Annotated in this window: 14 protein-coding genes; all 14 read right to left on the reverse strand. The window is 70.1% G+C overall.

The features are described from left to right. Positions 1 to 135: 135 nt before the first annotated feature. The 14 genes from ftsA to mraZ are packed head-to-tail and all read right to left on the reverse strand — an operon-like array spanning position 136 to position 15,614. Entirely contained in the window at positions 136 to 1,365 is a 1,230-nt protein-coding gene (ftsA, locus tag E6C76_RS19750) for a cell division protein FtsA (protein WP_136349978.1), read from the reverse strand. Beyond that, entirely contained in the window at positions 1,362 to 2,195 is an 834-nt protein-coding gene (locus E6C76_RS19755; protein WP_408003497.1) for a cell division protein FtsQ/DivIB, read from the reverse strand. Before E6C76_RS19755 ends, ftsA begins: the two co-directional genes overlap by 4 nt. Further along, positions 2,188 to 3,114 carry a D-alanine--D-alanine ligase gene (locus E6C76_RS19760; RefSeq protein WP_136349979.1) on the reverse strand — a complete coding sequence of 309 codons (927 nt, stop codon included), beginning with the start codon at positions 3,112 to 3,114 and terminating at the stop codon, positions 2,188 to 2,190. Before E6C76_RS19760 ends, E6C76_RS19755 begins: the two co-directional genes overlap by 8 nt. After that, positions 3,111 to 4,526, reverse strand: coding sequence for a UDP-N-acetylmuramate--L-alanine ligase (gene murC, locus E6C76_RS19765; RefSeq protein WP_136349980.1), 1,416 nt, complete (start codon positions 4,524 to 4,526; stop codon positions 3,111 to 3,113). Before murC ends, E6C76_RS19760 begins: the two co-directional genes overlap by 4 nt. Further along, complete coding sequence (murG, locus tag E6C76_RS19770) at positions 4,523 to 5,590, reverse strand: undecaprenyldiphospho-muramoylpentapeptide beta-N-acetylglucosaminyltransferase (RefSeq protein ID WP_136349981.1); 1,068 nt, start codon at positions 5,588 to 5,590, stop codon at positions 4,523 to 4,525. The genes murC and murG overlap by 4 nt, the downstream gene beginning before the upstream one ends. Further along, positions 5,587 to 6,819, reverse strand: a complete 1,233-nt coding sequence (gene ftsW, locus E6C76_RS19775) for a putative lipid II flippase FtsW (RefSeq protein WP_136349982.1) — start codon at positions 6,817 to 6,819, stop codon at positions 5,587 to 5,589. The genes murG and ftsW overlap by 4 nt, the downstream gene beginning before the upstream one ends. Next, on the reverse strand, positions 6,816 to 8,213 hold the full coding sequence (murD, locus tag E6C76_RS19780) for a UDP-N-acetylmuramoyl-L-alanine--D-glutamate ligase (protein WP_136349983.1): 1,398 nt from the start codon (positions 8,211 to 8,213) through the stop codon (positions 6,816 to 6,818). The genes ftsW and murD overlap by 4 nt, the downstream gene beginning before the upstream one ends. Before the next feature lie 7 nt (positions 8,214 to 8,220). Continuing rightward, entirely contained in the window at positions 8,221 to 9,309 is a 1,089-nt protein-coding gene (gene mraY / locus E6C76_RS19785) for a phospho-N-acetylmuramoyl-pentapeptide-transferase (protein WP_136349984.1), read from the reverse strand. Beyond that, entirely contained in the window at positions 9,299 to 10,711 is a 1,413-nt protein-coding gene (locus E6C76_RS19790) for a UDP-N-acetylmuramoyl-tripeptide--D-alanyl-D-alanine ligase (protein ID WP_136349985.1), read from the reverse strand. Before E6C76_RS19790 ends, mraY begins: the two co-directional genes overlap by 11 nt. Further along, complete coding sequence (locus tag E6C76_RS19795; protein ID WP_136349986.1) at positions 10,705 to 12,219, reverse strand: UDP-N-acetylmuramoyl-L-alanyl-D-glutamate--2,6-diaminopimelate ligase; 1,515 nt, start codon at positions 12,217 to 12,219, stop codon at positions 10,705 to 10,707. The genes E6C76_RS19790 and E6C76_RS19795 overlap by 7 nt, the downstream gene beginning before the upstream one ends. Further along, a complete protein-coding gene (locus E6C76_RS19800) occupies positions 12,216 to 13,979 on the reverse strand; it encodes a peptidoglycan D,D-transpeptidase FtsI family protein (protein WP_136349987.1) in 1,764 nt (587 codons plus the stop codon). The genes E6C76_RS19795 and E6C76_RS19800 overlap by 4 nt, the downstream gene beginning before the upstream one ends. Next, on the reverse strand, positions 13,976 to 14,242 hold the full coding sequence (gene ftsL, locus E6C76_RS19805; RefSeq protein ID WP_136349988.1) for a cell division protein FtsL: 267 nt from the start codon (positions 14,240 to 14,242) through the stop codon (positions 13,976 to 13,978). The genes E6C76_RS19800 and ftsL overlap by 4 nt, the downstream gene beginning before the upstream one ends. Continuing rightward, positions 14,239 to 15,174, reverse strand: a complete 936-nt coding sequence (gene rsmH / locus E6C76_RS19810; protein WP_136349989.1) for a 16S rRNA (cytosine(1402)-N(4))-methyltransferase RsmH — start codon at positions 15,172 to 15,174, stop codon at positions 14,239 to 14,241. Before rsmH ends, ftsL begins: the two co-directional genes overlap by 4 nt. Then, the gene (mraZ, locus tag E6C76_RS19815) at positions 15,171 to 15,614 is read right to left on the reverse strand and encodes a division/cell wall cluster transcriptional repressor MraZ (RefSeq protein ID WP_136349990.1); all 444 of its coding nucleotides are present in this window, start codon (positions 15,612 to 15,614) and stop codon (positions 15,171 to 15,173) included. Before mraZ ends, rsmH begins: the two co-directional genes overlap by 4 nt. Between the last annotated feature and the right edge of the window lie 70 nt (positions 15,615 to 15,684).

Raw genomic sequence — 15,684 nt, forward strand, 5'->3', positions numbered from 1 at the left:
TCCGAGTGAAAAAGCAGTACTGCACACAGAACACCCACCGGACCTGTATTTAGTATCGCGAACGCAGTCTACAACTAAATACCGATTCACGGCAGGCACTCATTCACAACGAGTGGAACGGCCCATCCGTCCTACTCAGAAATTCTTCTCGAACCACGCCTTCATGCGCCCGAACACCTGGCGCACGCTGCGCGTCTCGCGCGCCTGGATGCCACGCCGGCGCTGCGCGGCCCCTTCCATCAACAAACCCATCGCGGTGGCGTAGCGCGGCTGGCAGACCACGTCGGCCAGCCCGCCGTCGTATTGCGGCGAGCCCACGCGCACCGGCATGTGGAACACCTCCTCGCCCAGCTCGACCATGCCGCGCATCACCGACGAACCGCCGGTCAGCACGATCCCCGAGGACAGCAATTCCTCGTAGCCGCTGCGGCGCAGTTCGGCCTGCACCAGCTCGAACAGCTCGGACACGCGCGGCTCGATCACGTCGGCCAGCGCCTGGCGCGAGAGCTTGCGCGGCGGGCGGTCGCCCACGCCGGGCACTTCGATCATTTCCTCGGGATCGGCCAGGGTGTGCATGGCCACGCCGTGGCGAATCTTCAGATCCTCGGCCTCGGCGGTGGGGGTGCGCAGCGCCATGGCGATGTCGTTGGTGATCTGGTCGCCGGCCACCGGAATCACCGCGGTGTGGCGGATGGCGCCCTGGGTGAACACGGCGATGTCGGTGGTGCCTCCGCCGATGTCCACCATGCACACGCCCAGTTCCTTTTCGTCCTCGGTGAGCACCGCGTAGCTGGAGGCCAGCGGTTGCAGGATCAGGTCCATCACTTCCAGCCCGCAGCGGCGCACGCACTTGATGACGTTCTGCGCGGCGGACACGGCGCCGGTGACGATGTGCACCTTCACCTCCAGCTTCGCCCCGCTCATGCCGATGGGCTCGCGCACGCCGCCCTGGCCGTCGATGATGAATTCCTGGGTGAGGATGTGCAGGATCTGCTGCTCGGCCGGGATGGGCATGGCGCGCGCCACCTCGATCACGCGCTCCAGGTCCATCGGGGTGACTTCCTTGTCCTTGATCGCCACCATGCCGTTGGAGTTGAAGCTCTTGATGTGGCTGCCGGCGATGCCGGTATACACGTCGTGGATCTTGCAGTCGGCCATCAGCTCGACTTCCTGGATCACCCGCGAGATGGCATCCACGGTGGCCTCGATGTTCACCACCACGCCGCGCTTCAGGCCGTTGGTGGCCTGCGTGCCCAGGCCGACCACGTCCAGCCGCCCGTCGGGGCGCGCTTCCGCCACGATGCAGGTGATCTTGGCGGTGCCGATGTCGAGGCCGACGATCAGATCCTTGTAGTCCTTGCTCATTGCTTGCCTTTCATAGCCAGAGTGCCCGCCGGGGTCAGGGCAAACCCACTCGGATAGCGCAGGTCGGCCACCGCCACCTGTACGCCGATGCCTTCGCGCGCCTGGGGCCAGGCGGCGACGAAGCGCGCCAGGCGCTCGTCCAGCGGCGCCTTGTCCTGCTCGCGCCCCAGCACGATCACCATGTCGTTGTCCAGGCGCAGTTGCCAAGCTTCGCGCGCCGACAGCACCACGCCGACCAGTTCGTGGCCCAGCGGCGCCAGCCGCCGGACGAAGGATTCGTAGTGCGCGAGCACGTAGGCGGCCGAGCCCTGCGGGCCGGCGAAACTGGGCAGGCGGGCGTTGCTGGCGGCCACGAATACTTCGCCCTGACGGTTCACCAAGCGCGTGTCGCCGTCGTCGCCCGAGGTCCAGTAGGCCACTGCCTGGTGCTCCTGCAGGCGCAGTTCCAGGGTGTCCGGCCAGCGCCGGCGCACCTCGGCGCGGCGCACCCAGGGCAGCTTCTCGAAGTCCGCGCGCACCTGGTCCAGATCGACGGTGAAGAAGTTGCCGTGGATCGCCGCGCGCGCCACGTATTCGAGCTGCGCGGAAGTCACCTGCGCCGGCGGCGACAGCAGCACCACTTCGCGCAGCGGGAAGAACGGCCGGGCCAGCAGCCAGCTCACCGCGGCCCAGGTCAGCCCCAGGGCGGCGAACATCATCAGCACGTCGGCGATCAGGTTGAGCACCAGCGGGCGGTGCCACAGCCCTTCCGACTCGCGCGCGCGCCCTCCCCGGCCCGCGCCAGAGGCGGCCGGAGCAGAGGACAGCGGGCGGCGGGTCGTCTCAGCCAAGGCGGGCCTCCGCAAGGATTTCCAGGCACAGGGCGTCGAACTCCAGGCCCGCCACGCGCGCCGACATGGGCACCAGCGAGTGCCCGGTCATGCCCGGCGCAGTGTTCATTTCCAGCAGGTAGGGGCGGCCGTCATCGGTGAGGATCAGGTCGGCGCGGCCCCAGCCCCGGCAGCCCAGCACCTTCGCCGACTTCATCACCAGCGCCTGCAGCTCGCGCTCCAGCGCTGCCGGCAGGCCGCTCGGGCAGTCGTAGCGGGTATCGTCGGTGAAGTACTTGTGCTGGTAGTCGTAATTGCCGTCCGGCGCGACGATGCGCACCAGCGGCAGCACGCGCTCGCCCAGGAAGGGCGCGGTGAGCTCGGCACCGGCGACGAACTCCTCGGCGATTACCAGGGTGTCGTAGCGCGCCGCCAATTCCCAGGCGGCTTTCAACTGGCCGGCCTCGGTGACCTTGGTGGCGCCCATGCTGGAGCCTTCATGGACCGGCTTGACGAAGATCGGCAGCCCCAGCTCGGCGGCCACCGCGTCCCAATCGCTGTGTTCGTCGAGGATGGCGTAGCGCGGCGTGGGCAGGCCGGCGGCCAGCCAGACCATCTTGGTGCGCCACTTGTCCATGGACAGCGCGGAGGCCATCACGCCGCTGCCGGTGTAGGGAATGCCCATCAGTTCGAGGGCGCCCTGCACCGTGCCGTCCTCGCCGCCGCGCCCGTGCAGCACGATGAAGGCGCGCTCGAAGCCTTCGTCCTTGAGGATGTGCAGATCGCGCTCGGCCGGGTCGAAGGCGTGCGCATCCACGCCCGCGCGCTGCAGGGCGGCGAGCACCGCGCCGCCGGACATCAACGACACCTCGCGCTCGGCGGAGGCACCGCCGAACAGCACCGCGACCTTGCCGAAATCCTTGTTCGCCTTGCCGCTCACGCCTCGCCTCCGTCCTTGCTCAACCTGCCGGGCACCGCGCCGACCGAGCCGGCGCCCATGGTGATGACCACGTCGCCGTCCTGCGCCACGTCCAGAATGGCCTGCGGCATGTCCTCGATGTCCTCGACGAACACCGGCTCCACCTTGCCGGCCACGCGCAGCGCGCGCGCCAGCGAGCGGCCGTCGGCGGCCACGATGGGCGCTTCGCCGGCGGCATACACCTCGGCGAGCAGCAGGGCATCCACCGAAGAGAGCACCTTGACGAAGTCCTCGAAGCAGTCGCGCGTGCGCGTGTAGCGGTGCGGCTGGAAGGCCAGCACCAGGCGGCGCTCCGGGAACGCGCCGCGCGCGGCGGCGATGGTTGCGGCCATTTCCACGGGGTGGTGGCCGTAGTCGTCCACCAACGTGAAGCTGCCGCGCGGCCGGCCCTCGGCATCGCTCAGCGGCACCTCGCCATAGCGCTGGAAGCGCCGGCCCACGCCGTGGAATTCGGCCAGCGCCTTGACGATGGCGGCGTCCGGCACCTGCACCTCGGTGGCCACCGCGATGGCGGCCAGGGCGTTGAGCACGTTGTGCAGGCCGGGCAGGTTGAGCTCGATAGGCAGGCGGGTGGTGGTGCCGTTGACGCGCACCGCGTCGAACAGCATGCGCCCGCCGTCCGCGCGGATGTTCTCGGCACGCACGTTGGCGGTTTCATTGAAGCCGTAGCGCACGATCTGCTTGGACACCAGCGGCATGATCGAACGCACGTGCGGGTCGTCCTCGCACAGCACGGCCACGCCGTAGAACGGCAGGTGCTGGAGGAAATCGACGAAGGCCTGCTTGACCCGGGCGAAGTCGTGCCCGTAGGTGTCCATGTGGTCGGCGTCAATGTTGGTGACCACCGAGATCACCGGATTGAGCATCAGGAAGGAGGCGTCCGATTCGTCCGCCTCGGCCACCAGGAAGTCGCCCTTGCCCAGGCGCGCGTTGGCGCCCGCCGCGTTGAGGCGGCCGCCGATGACGAAGGTCGGGTCCATGCCGCCTTCGGCGAGGATGCTGGCCACCAGCGAGGTGGTGGTGGTCTTGCCGTGCGTGCCGGCGATGGCGATGCCGCGCTGGAAGCGCATCAGTTCGGCGAGCATCTGCGCGCGCGGCACCACCGGCACGTTGCGCGCGCGCGCGGCGATCACCTCGGGGTTGTCGCCCTTGACCGCGGTGGAGGTCACCACCACGTCGGCGCGTTCGATGTGGGCCGCGTCGTGCCCGCGCAGCACGCGCGCGCCCAGCGCCTGCAGGCGGCGGGTGGCGGCGTTGGCGCCGAGGTCGGAGCCGCTCACCGTGAAGCCCTGGTTGACCAGCACCTCGGCGATGCCGCTCATCCCCGAACCGCCGATGCCGACGAAGTGGATGTGTCGTACCTTGTGTTTCATCGCCGGTCCCCGGCCAGTCGTTCGCATTCGGCCGCCACGTCCAGGGCGGCGACCGGTTTTGCCAGCGCGCGCGCGCGGCTGGCCATGTCCAGCAGACGCGCACGTTCCAGCCCGGCGAGGATGCCGGCCAGTCTGTCCGCGTCGAGTTCGCCCTGCGGCAGCAGGAAGGCCGCGTCGCGCTCCGCGAGGAAGCGCGCATTGCTGGTCTGGTGGTCGTCCACCGCGTACGGGAAAGGCACCAGCAGGCTGGCCGCGCCCACCGCCGCGAGTTCGGCCACGGTCAGCGCGCCGGCACGGCAGATAACCAGATCGGCCTCGGCATAGCGCGCCGCCATGTCGTCGATGAAGGGCAGCAGTTCGCCCTCCACGCCGGCCGCCGCATAGGCCGCGCGCAGCGCGTCGATCTGCTTTTCGCCGGCCTGATGGGTAACCCGCGGGCGCTGTTCCGCCGGCAGCTTCGCCAGCGCCTGTGGCACCGTGGTGTTCAGCACGGCCGCACCCAGGCTGCCGCCGACCACCAGCACGCGCAGCGCGCCGGTGCGCCCGGCGAAGCGCTCGGCGGGCGGCGGCACGGCGGCGATCTCCGCGCGCACCGGGTTGCCCACCCAGCGCGCTTTCTTCAACACGCCGGGGAAGCCCGACAGCACGCTGTCGGCCACCACCGCCAGCACGCGGTTGGCCAGCCCGGCGACGGAATTCTGTTCATGCAGCACCAGCGGACGGCCCAGCAGGGCGGTCATCATGCCGCCCGGAAAGGTCACGTAGCCGCCCATGCCCAGCACCGCGTCCGGCTTCGCCCGGCGCAGTTCGCGCAGTGCCTGCCAGAAGCCGGAAAGCAGGTTCACCGGCAGCAGCAGCTTGCGCACGAGGCCCTTGCCGCGCAGCGCACCGAAGCGCACCCAGGCGGTGTCGTAGCCGCGCGCCGGGATCAGGCGGGCCTCCATGCCCTCCGGGTGGCCCATCCACACGATGCGCCAGCCTTTCGCGCGCAGCGCCTCGGCCACCGCGATGCCGGGGAAGATGTGCCCGCCGGTGCCGCCAGCCATGACCAGGAGGGTCTTCATGCGCGCCCCCCCCGCATGATTTGCCTGTTTTCCCAATCCACCCGCAGCAGAATCGCCAGCGCCAGGCAGTTGGCGACGATGCCCGAGCCGCCGAAGCTCATCAGCGGCAGGGTCAGCCCCTTGGTGGGCAGCAGCCCCATGTTCACGCCCATGTTGATGAAGGACTGCACGCCCATCCACAGGCCGATGCCCTGCGCCACCAGGCCGGCGAAGTAGCGTTCCAGCTTGATCGCCGAGCGGCCGATGGCGAAGGCGCGCTGCACCAGCAGGGCGAACAGCACCACCACCGCCAGCACGCCGACGAAGCCGAGTTCCTCGGCCAGCACGGCGAGGAGGAAATCGGTGTGCGCTTCGGGCAGGTAGAACAGCTTCTCCACGCTGCCCCCCAGGCCCACGCCGAACCATTCGCCGCGTCCGAAGGCGATCAGCGCGTGGGAGAGCTGGTAGCCCTTGCCGAAGGCGTCCTTCCACGGATCCATGTAGCCCAGCACGCGCTCCAGGCGGTAGGGCGAACTCATGATGAGGAGGATGAAGCCGAGCACGGCGGCGACCGCCAGCAGCGCGAACACCCGGCCATTCACCCCGCCCAGGAACAGCACGCCGAAGGCGATGGTGGTGATGACCACGAAGGCGCCGAAGTCCGGCTCGCGCAGCAGCAGGAAGCCGACGAACAGGATCACCATCATCATCGGCAGGAAGCCGCGCTTGAAGCTGCTCATGGCATCGAGCTTGCGCACCGTGTAGTCGGCGGCGTAGAGCGCGGCGAACACCTTCATCAGTTCGGACGGTTGCAGGTTGACCGGCCCCAGCGACAGCCAGCGGCGCGCACCGTTGACCTCGCGGCCGATGCCGGGAATCAGCACCAGCACCAGCAGCAGCACGCCGACCACGAACAGCCAGGGCGCAGCCTGCTGCCAGCGCCCCATCGGCACCTGGAAGGCCAGCAGGCCGAGCGCGGTGCCGAGCGCCAGATACACCCCGTGGCGCAGCAGGAAGTAATGCGCCTGATAGCCGGTGAAGCGCGAGCCTTCGGCAATCGCGATGGAGGCCGAATACACCATCACCAGACCGATCAGCAGCAGCGACACGGCCGACCAGATCAGCAGCGGATCGAGTTCGCGTGTCGGCGCGCCGGGGCGCATCAGGCGGCTCACCGTGCGCGCGGCCTCGCCCCCGCCGGCGGGGCGGCGGGAAGCGGAGCGGGCGGCGAACGGCAGCGCGAGCTTCATCGCGGGCTCACTCCCGGCAGGCGGCGCGCGGCGGCGACGAACACCTCGGCGCGCTGCGGATAGTTGCGGAACATGTCGAGGCTGGAGCACGCCGGCGAGAGCAGCACCACGTCGCCCGGCTCGGCCAAGGCATTGGCGCGCGCCACCGCGGCGTCGAGGTCGGCGGCGTGCTCCAGCGCGCTGCCGCAGCCTGCCAGCGCATCAGCGATGTGCCCGGCATCGCGGCCGATGAGGATCACCGCGCGCGCATAACGTGCGACCGGTTCGCGCAGCGGCGAGAAGTCCTGCCCCTTGCCGTCGCCCCCGGCGATCAGCACCACCGTGCGCGCCAGGCCATCCAGCGCGGCCAGCGTGGCACCCACGTTGGTGCCCTTGGAATCGTTGTAGAACAGTACGCCGTCGGCACGCTCGGCGACCAGTTCGACGCGGTGCGGCAGGCCCTTGAAGGTCTTCAGCCCGGCCGCCAGCGCATCCAGCGGCAGGCCGATGGCGCGGCACAGCGCCAGCGCGGCCAGCGCATTGGCGGCATTGTGCAGGCCGGCCAGCGGCAGTTCGTCGAGGGCGAGCACGCGCTGCGCGCCTTCGGCCAGCCAGCGCCGGCCGTCCGCTTCGACGATGCCGTAGTCGCCCGGCCCCGTGGGGGCATCGGTACCGAAGCTGCGCAGCGCGCGGCCCGGCAGGGCCATCGCGGCAACGCGCGCATCCTGGCGGTTGAGGATCTGCACGCCACCACCGGCGAAGATGTGCGCCTTGGTGGCGGCGTACTCGTCCAGACCGGCGTAGCGGTCCAGATGATCGTCAGTGACGTTGAGCACCGTGGCCGCGTCGGCGCCGAAGCCCTCGGCGGCCTCCAGCTGGAAGCTGGACAGTTCCAGCACCCAGCACGCCGGCAGCGCGGCGCCGGCGTCCAGCCGGTCGGCCAGCACGGCCAGCGGCGCCGGGCTGATGTTGCCGGCGGCCACCGCATCCACGCCGGCGGCGCGCGCCAGATGGGCGGCCAGCGCGGTGGTGGTGGTCTTGCCGTTGGTGCCGGTGACCGCCAGCACGCGGGTCGCGGCGCGCGCGCCCAGTTCGTCGAGCGCGGCGGCGAACAGACTCATTTCGCCGACGACCGGCAGGCCGCGCCGGCGCGCTTCGGCGACCACGCCGCCGCGCGGATCGAGTCCGGGGCTGAGCGCGAGCAGGTCGACGCCGTCGAGCAGCGCATTGGTGAATGCCCCGGTGAGCAGTTCCGCCTGCGGCGCGAAACGGCGCAGCTCGTCGCTGCCCGGCGGCCGGGCGCGGGTGTCGGCGACGCGCAGGCGGGCACCCTGGCGTGCGCACCAGCGCGCCATCGCCAGCCCCGATTCGCCGAGGCCGAGTACCAGAACGAGTTTGCCCGCCAGCGCGCTCATCTCGTGCTCATCTCAGTTTCAGCGAGGACAGGCCGAACAGCACCAGCATGATGGTGATGATCCAGAAGCGCACCACCACCTGGGTTTCCTTCCAGCCGCCCAGTTCGTAGTGGTGGTGCAGCGGCGCCATGCGGAAGATGCGCTTGCCGCCGGTGGCGCGGAAGTACAGCACCTGCACCATCACCGACAGGGTTTCGGCGACGAACAGGCCGCCCATGATGAACAGCACGATTTCCTGGCGCACCACCACGGCGATGGTGCCCAGCGCCGCACCCAGCGCCAGCGCGCCCACGTCGCCCATGAACACTTCCGCCGGATAGGCGTTGAACCACAGGAAACCCAGGCCGGCGCCGCAGATCGCCCCGCAGAACACCGCCAGTTCCCCGGCGCCGGCCACGTAGGGCACGCCCAGGTACTTGGCGAAGCCGGCGTGGCCGGCCACGTAGGCGAAGATCGCCAGCGCGCCCGCCACCATCACCGTGGGCATGATCGCTAGGCCGTCCAGGCCGTCGGTGAGGTTCACCGCGTGGCTGGTGCCGTTGATGACGAAGTAGGACAGCGCGACAAAGCCGAACAGGCCGAGCGGGTAGGCCACCGCCTTGAAGAAGGGCACGATCAGCTCGGTCTCCGCCGGCGTGCTGGCGGTCAGACCGAGATACAGCGCGGCGGCCAGCGCGATGGCCGAGGTCCACAGGTACTTCCAGCGGCTGGCCAGCCCCTTCGGGTCGCGGTGCACCACCTTGCGCCAGTCGTCCACCCAGCCCACCGCGCCGAAGCCCAGGGTGACCAGCAGGGTGATCCACACGTATTCGTTGGAGAGATCGCCCCACAGCAGGATGGTGACCGCGATGGCGATGAGGATCAGCGCGCCGCCCATGGTCGGCGTGCCCGCCTTGGTCAGATGCGACTTGGGGCCGTCGTCGCGCACCGCCTGGCCGATCTTCTTGGCCGCCAGCCAGCGGATCACCCGCGGGCCGAACATCAGCGAGATGGCCAGCGCGGTCAGCGCGGCCAGCACCGTGCGCAGCGTGATGTAGCCGAACACGTTGAAGGCGCGGATGTCCTGGCCGAGCCAGAGGGCAAGTTCAAGCAGCATCGTCGTTCTCTTCCGGTTTGGCGCTGTCGCCGGGCGGCAACACGAGGCGGTCGGCCACACGCTCCATGCGCATGAAGCGCGAACCCTTGACCAGCACCACGGTGTCGGCGTCCAGTTCGCCGGTCAGCGCGCCGACCAGTGCATCCACGCCGTTGAAGTGCGCGCCGCCCTCGCCGAAATTGCGTGCCGCCACCGCGCTCATCTCGCCCAGCGCGTACAGCGCATCCACGCCCTTGCTCTTGGCGTAGCCGCCGATCTCGTCATGCACCTGGGCGCTGGTCTGGCCGATCTCGCCCATATCGCCGAGCACCAGGATCTTGCGGCCCGGGGTGGAGGCCAGCACGTCGATGCCGGCGCGCACCGAATCCGGGTTGGCGTTGTAGGTGTCGTCCAGCAACGTGGCACCGTGGAGCGCGGCGCGGCATTGCAGGCGGCCGCGCGTGCCGGCGTAGCCCGCCAGCCCTGCGCCCACCGCATCCAGCGACGCACCCGCGGCCAGGCAGGCCGCGGCCGCGCCCACGGCGTTGCGCGCGTTGTGCTCGCCCGGCACCTGCAGGTCGAAGGCCAGCTGCCCGGCCGGGGCATTGATCTCTACCCGGCAGCCCAGGCCGTGCAGCACGCAGTGCCCGGCCACGTCGGCGGGATGGCGCAGGGCGAAGGACACCACCCGGCGGCCGGCGTTGAGTTCGCGCCAGTAGCCGGCGTGCGGGTCGTCGGCATTGATCACCGCCACACCGTCGGCGCCCAGTCCTTCATAGATGCCGCCCTTCTCGCGCGCCACCTCGGCCACGCTGCCCATGCCGAGCAGGTGGGCGCGCTGGGCGTTGGTGACGATGGCCACCGTGGGCCGGGCGATGCGCGTGAGGTAGGCGATCTCGCCCGGATGGTTCATGCCCATCTCGACCACCGCCGCACGGTGCTCGGCGCGCAGGACGAGCAGGGTCAGCGGCAGGCCGATGTCGTTGTTCAGATTGCCCGTGGTGGCCAGCACGCTTTCCGGGCCGAAGCCGTCGAGGGCGGCCTGCGCACGCAGGATGGCCGCGCACATGTCCTTCACGGTGGTCTTGCCGTTGCTGCCAGTCACGCCGATCAGCGGCAGCTTCAGTTGCGCGCGCCAGTACGCGGCCAGTGCGCCGAGCGCCAGCCGGGTGTCGTCGACCACCAGCAGGGGCAACGGCGCGGGATCGTGTTCGGCCGCCCAGCGCGCATCGACCAGCGCGGCCACCGCGCCGGCGGCGGCCGCGTCGGCGATGAAATCATGGCCGTCGAAACGCTCGCCGCGCAGCGCGACGAACAGCTGGCCGGGCTTCACCGCACGGCTGTCGGTGCCCACATGAGTGAAGCGCGCCACGCCGGTGGCGCGCGCGGACAAGGCGCGGGAGGCGTCCTGCAGGCTCAGCATGCGCCCGGCTCCTGATGTTTGCGGTTCCAGGCGCGCAAGGCGAGGCGCGCCTGCTCCAGATCGGAGAACGGCAGGCGCCGCCCCTGGATTTCCTGATACGGTTCGTGGCCCTTGCCGGCCACCACGACGACGTCGTCGGCGCCAGCGTCCGCCACCGCCATCCCGATGGCGCGGGCGCGGTCGGCCTCGTGTTCGGCGCGCGGGCCGGCGGCCTCGGCGATTTCGTCGATGATGCGCTGCGGGTCCTCGCCGCGCGGGTTGTCGCTGGTGATCACCACGCGGTCGGCCAGACGCTCGGCCACTTCGCCCATCAGCGGACGCTTGCCGGCATCGCGGTCGCCGCCGCAGCCGAACACGCAGACCACCTTGCCCCCGCGGCTCTCGGCGGTGGCGCGTACCGCCTCCAGCACCTTGGCGAGCGCATCGGGAGTGTGGGCGTAATCGATGACCACGAGCGGCTCGGCCACCCCGCCGACCAGTTGCATGCGGCCTTCCGGCGGGGTCAGACGCGCCACCGCGCCGACCACCTCGTCCACCGGCAGACCACGGCCGAGCAGCGCGCCGGCCACCGCCAGCAGGTTGGAAACGTTGAAAGGCGCCACCATGCGCACCTGCAGGTCGTGCGCGCGCCCGTTCCATTCCAGCGCGAAGCGCAATCCGCCCGATGCGGCCTGCAGCCCCTCGCCGATCAGCACGCGGGCGCCCGGCACCGCGTCGGCATTGGTGGCCACGCGGGTGTAGGCAATCACCGGCAGGCCGCGCGCCACGAGCTGGCGCGCCAGCCCGAGTCCGTACACATCGTCCAGGTTGACCACCGCGCAGCCCAGGCCGGGCCAGTCGAACAGGCGGGTCTTGGTGGCGCCGTAGGCCTCCATGGTGCCGTGGTAGTCGAGATGGTCGCGCGAGAGGTTGGTGAACATCGCCACGTCGAAGTGCACGCCATTGACACGCCCCTGATCAAGGCCGATGGACGACACCTCCATCGCCGCGGCGGAGGCCCCCGCGTGCAGGAAGCCGGCCAGCAGACGTTGGATCTCGATGGCGTCCGGCGTGGTGTTGGGGCTGTCGGCGAGTTCCCCGGGGAAGCCGCAGCCCAGCGTGCCGATGATGCCGCAGCGCTCGCCCAGCGCACCCATGGCCTGCGCCAGCCACTGGCTCACCGTGGTCTTGCCGTTGGTGCCGGTCACCCCGGCCATCCACAGGCGCTCGGAGGGGCGTCCGAACAGTTCGCTGGCGATCGGCCCGGCCAGCGCGCGCAGGCCGCCGACCGCCAATGCGGGCACCCCCGGATCGGGCAGTTGTGCGCCGTCGCCGTCGTCCCACAGCACCGCCGCGGCACCGCGCGCCACGGCATCCGCCACATGGCGACGGCCGTCGGCGCGAAAACCCGGCCAGGCGGCGAACACCTCTCCCGGCGTGACCCTGCGCGAATCGGCGGTGATGCCCGTGGGCGCCACGCCCAGCCGGGTCAGTTCGGCGAGAATCAGGCTGACCTCGACGCTGCTCACATCGCCTCCCGTGCCGCACTCGCCTCGCCGCCGTGGGTGGGGCGGGCGAGTTGCAGCGGCGCGAGCGGCGCATCGGGCGCCACGCCGAGCGCGCGCAATGCACTCTCGGTGATGCGCGCGAACACCGGCGCGGCCACTGCGCCGCCGTAGTGCTGGCCGGCGGTGGGTTCGTCGATCATCACCGCGACGATCAGGCGCGGGCTGGATACCGGCGCGAAGCCGACGTAGGAGGATACGTACTTGGTGGTGTAGCGCCCGCCTTCGAGCTTGTGCGCGGTGCCGGTCTTGCCGGCCACCCGGTAGCCGGCGATCTGCGCGCGCGGCGCGGTGCCGCCCGGCCCGGAGGCCATTTCCAGGATGGTGCGCATCTCGCGCGCGGTTTCCGGAGAGATCACCCGCTTGCCGGCTTTCGGCAGACCTTCCATGCGGGTCAGCGACACTGGCAGCAGTTCGCCGTCGCGCGCGAAGGCCAGATAGCCGCGCGCGATCTGGATCAGCGTGGTGGACAGGCCGTGGCCATAGGACATGGTGGCCTGCTCCACCGGCCGCCAGGTACGCGGCGCGCGCAGGCGCCCGGCTGCCTCGCCGGGAAAGCCCAGGCCGAGCGGCGAGCCGAAGCCCAGCGCATCGTAGAAGGCCCACATCTCGTCCGGGCTGAATTCCATGGCCATCTTGACCGAACCCACGTTGGACGATTTCTGCACGATCTCGGCCACGCTCAGCAGGCCGTGGCGGGAGGTGTCGGAAATGGTGTGGCGGCCGAAGGTGATGCGCCCCTGCTGCGTGTCGATCTGCGTGTCGGGGCGCACTTTGCCGCGTTCGAGTGCCAGCGCGGCGATGAAGGGCTTCATCGTCGAACCGGGTTCGAAGGTGTCGGTGATGACCCGGTTGCGCAGTTGCGCACCGGTGAGGTTGGCGCGGTTGTTGGGGTTGTAGGTGGGCGCGTTGGCCAGCGCGAGCACCTCGCCGGTGCGCGCGTCGAGCACCACCACCGCGCCGGCCTTGGCCTTGTGCTTCTGCATGGTGTCGCGCAGCGCGGTGTAGGCGAGGTACTGGATCTTGCCGTCGATGGACAGCGCGATGTCCTCGCCATCGCGCGGCAGGCGGATCGACTCGACGTCCTCGATGATCTCTCCGCGGCGGTCCTTGATGACGCGGCGCGAACCGGACTTGCCGGCCAGGCGCTGGTCGAAGGCCAGCTCGATGCCTTCCTGCCCGCGATCATCGACGCCGGTGAAGCCGAGCAGGTGCGCGACGGTTTCGCCGCCCGGGTAGTAGCGGCGGTACTCCTGCTGTTGATGGATGCCGGGCAGCTTCAGTGCCGCCACACGCTCGGCCTGCTCGGGGGAAAGCTGGCGGCGCAGGTAGACGAAGTCGCGCGCGCTGCTCAGGCGCGCGTTGAGGTCGGCCACGTTCATGTCCAGCAGGGCGGCCAGCGCGCGCGCATCGGCGGGCGACAGGCGGGCATCGGAGGGAATCGCCCAGATCGAGCGCACCGGCGTGCTGATCGCCAGGATGTCGCCGTTGCGGTCGGTGATGCGCCCGCGCGTGGCCGGCACTTCCAGCACGCGCGAGTAGCGCGATTCGCCCTTGGCCTGCAGGAATTCGTTGTTGAAGCCCTGCAGCCAGGCCGCGCGCGCCACCAGCGCCACCGAGCAGCCCAGCAGGCCGACCAGCACCAGGCGGGCGCGCCAGGCCGGCAGCTCGCGCTTGAGCAGCGGATTGTGATTGAGGGTGACCGGCTGGGCCTTCTTTCTCATCGCCCAGGCTCCACCACGATCATCTGGCCGGACGCCGGCGTGCGCATGCCCAGCGTGTCGCGCGCCATGCGCTCCACGCGCGCGTGCGCGGCCCAGGTGCTCTGTTCGAGCTGCAGTTGCCCCCACTCCACTTCCAGCCCGCGCGCGCGCGCCTGCTCGCGTTCCAGTTCGGAGAACAGCTTGCGCGACTGGTGCTGCGCGGCCACCACGCCCAGGGCGCTGGCCACGGTGAGCGCGAGGAAGAAGGCGTCGAGGCGGATCATGCGGCCTCCGTGCGCTCAGCCACGCGCATCACCGCGCTGCGCGCGCGCGGGTTGGCCGCCACCTCGTCCTCCGATGGCCGCAACGCGCGGCCGACCGTTCGCAGCCGCGGCGGCGGCAGCTGGTCGGCACGCAGCGGCAGACGGGACGGCAGGCTGTCCGGCCTGGCCTGGTCACGCATGAAGCGCTTGACGATGCGATCCTCGAGGGAATGAAAGCTGATCACCACCAGCCTGCCGCCCGCGCACAGACGATTCACCGCCTGCGGCAGGATGCGATTCAGCTCCTCGAGCTCCTGATTGATGAAAATCCGTAGAGCCTGAAAGCTGCGCGTCGCCGGGTGCTGACCCGGCTCGCGTGTGCGGACCGCCTTTTCCACGAGCGCGGCAAGTTGTCCAGTGGTTGCAACAGCCCCCCCTGTCCGAGCAGTTGCAATCGCCTTTGCAATCGCATGAGCAAACCGTTCTTCCCCATAATCCCTGAGCACCTCCGTGATTTGGCCGACGCTGGCCTCCGCCAGCCATTCCGCCACGGTCTGCCCGCGGCTCGTATCCATGCGCATGTCCAGCGGCGCATCGAAGCGGAAACTCATGCCGCGCGCGCCGTCGTCGAGCTGCGGCGACGAAACCCCCAGATCGAGCAGCACCCCGTCCACCGCCGTCACGCCGCGCTCGCCGAGCACCTCGTCGAGCGCGCTGAACGGCGCATGGATCAGTTCGAAGCGGCCATCCGTCCACCCCTGCCCGGCGGCGACGGCCTGCGGGTCGCGGTCGAGGGCGATCAGCCGCCCGTTCCCGCCCAGACGCGCGAGCAGCGCGCGCGAATGCCCGCCACGGCCGAAGGTGCCGTCCACGTACACCCCGTCCGGCTTGATCGCCAGCGCGTCCAGTGCCTCGTCGAGCAGGACGCTGACATGCTGCACGGCGGCGCTCACAGGGACAGGCTCTCGAATCCCAGCGGCAGGGCGTCGCTGTCGATTTCCTGCATGGCAGCCATCTGCTGCTGCCAGCCGGCATCGGACCACAGCTCGAAATGCGAACCCTGACCAACCAACCAGACCTGCTTGTCGAGCTTGGCCCACTGGCGCAGCGAGGGCGCCACCAGCACGCGCCCGGCGGCATCCGCCTCCTCGGTCTGCGCGAAGCCGACGAGCAGGCGCTTGAGCGAGGCGGTGGCCTTGTCCAGCCCCGGCATCGCGGCGATCTTCTGGCTGATGGGCACCCACGCTTCCTGCGGATAGACCAGCAGGCATTGATGGGGATGCGCGGTGATGACCAGCGGGGCACCGTTGGGCACGAGCGCGTCACGATGCCGCGCAGGAATCGCCAAGCGACCCTTCGCATCGAGACTGAGCGCGAACGCACCCTGGAACATGGATCCCCCTGAGAGTGACCGGCAAAGCGTCGAATCGACACCTTCACCCACTTTTTTCCACTAATCCCCA

Source organism: Pseudothauera nasutitermitis (assembly GCF_004801295.1).
Taxonomy (GTDB): domain Bacteria; phylum Pseudomonadota; class Gammaproteobacteria; order Burkholderiales; family Rhodocyclaceae; genus Pseudothauera; species Pseudothauera nasutitermitis.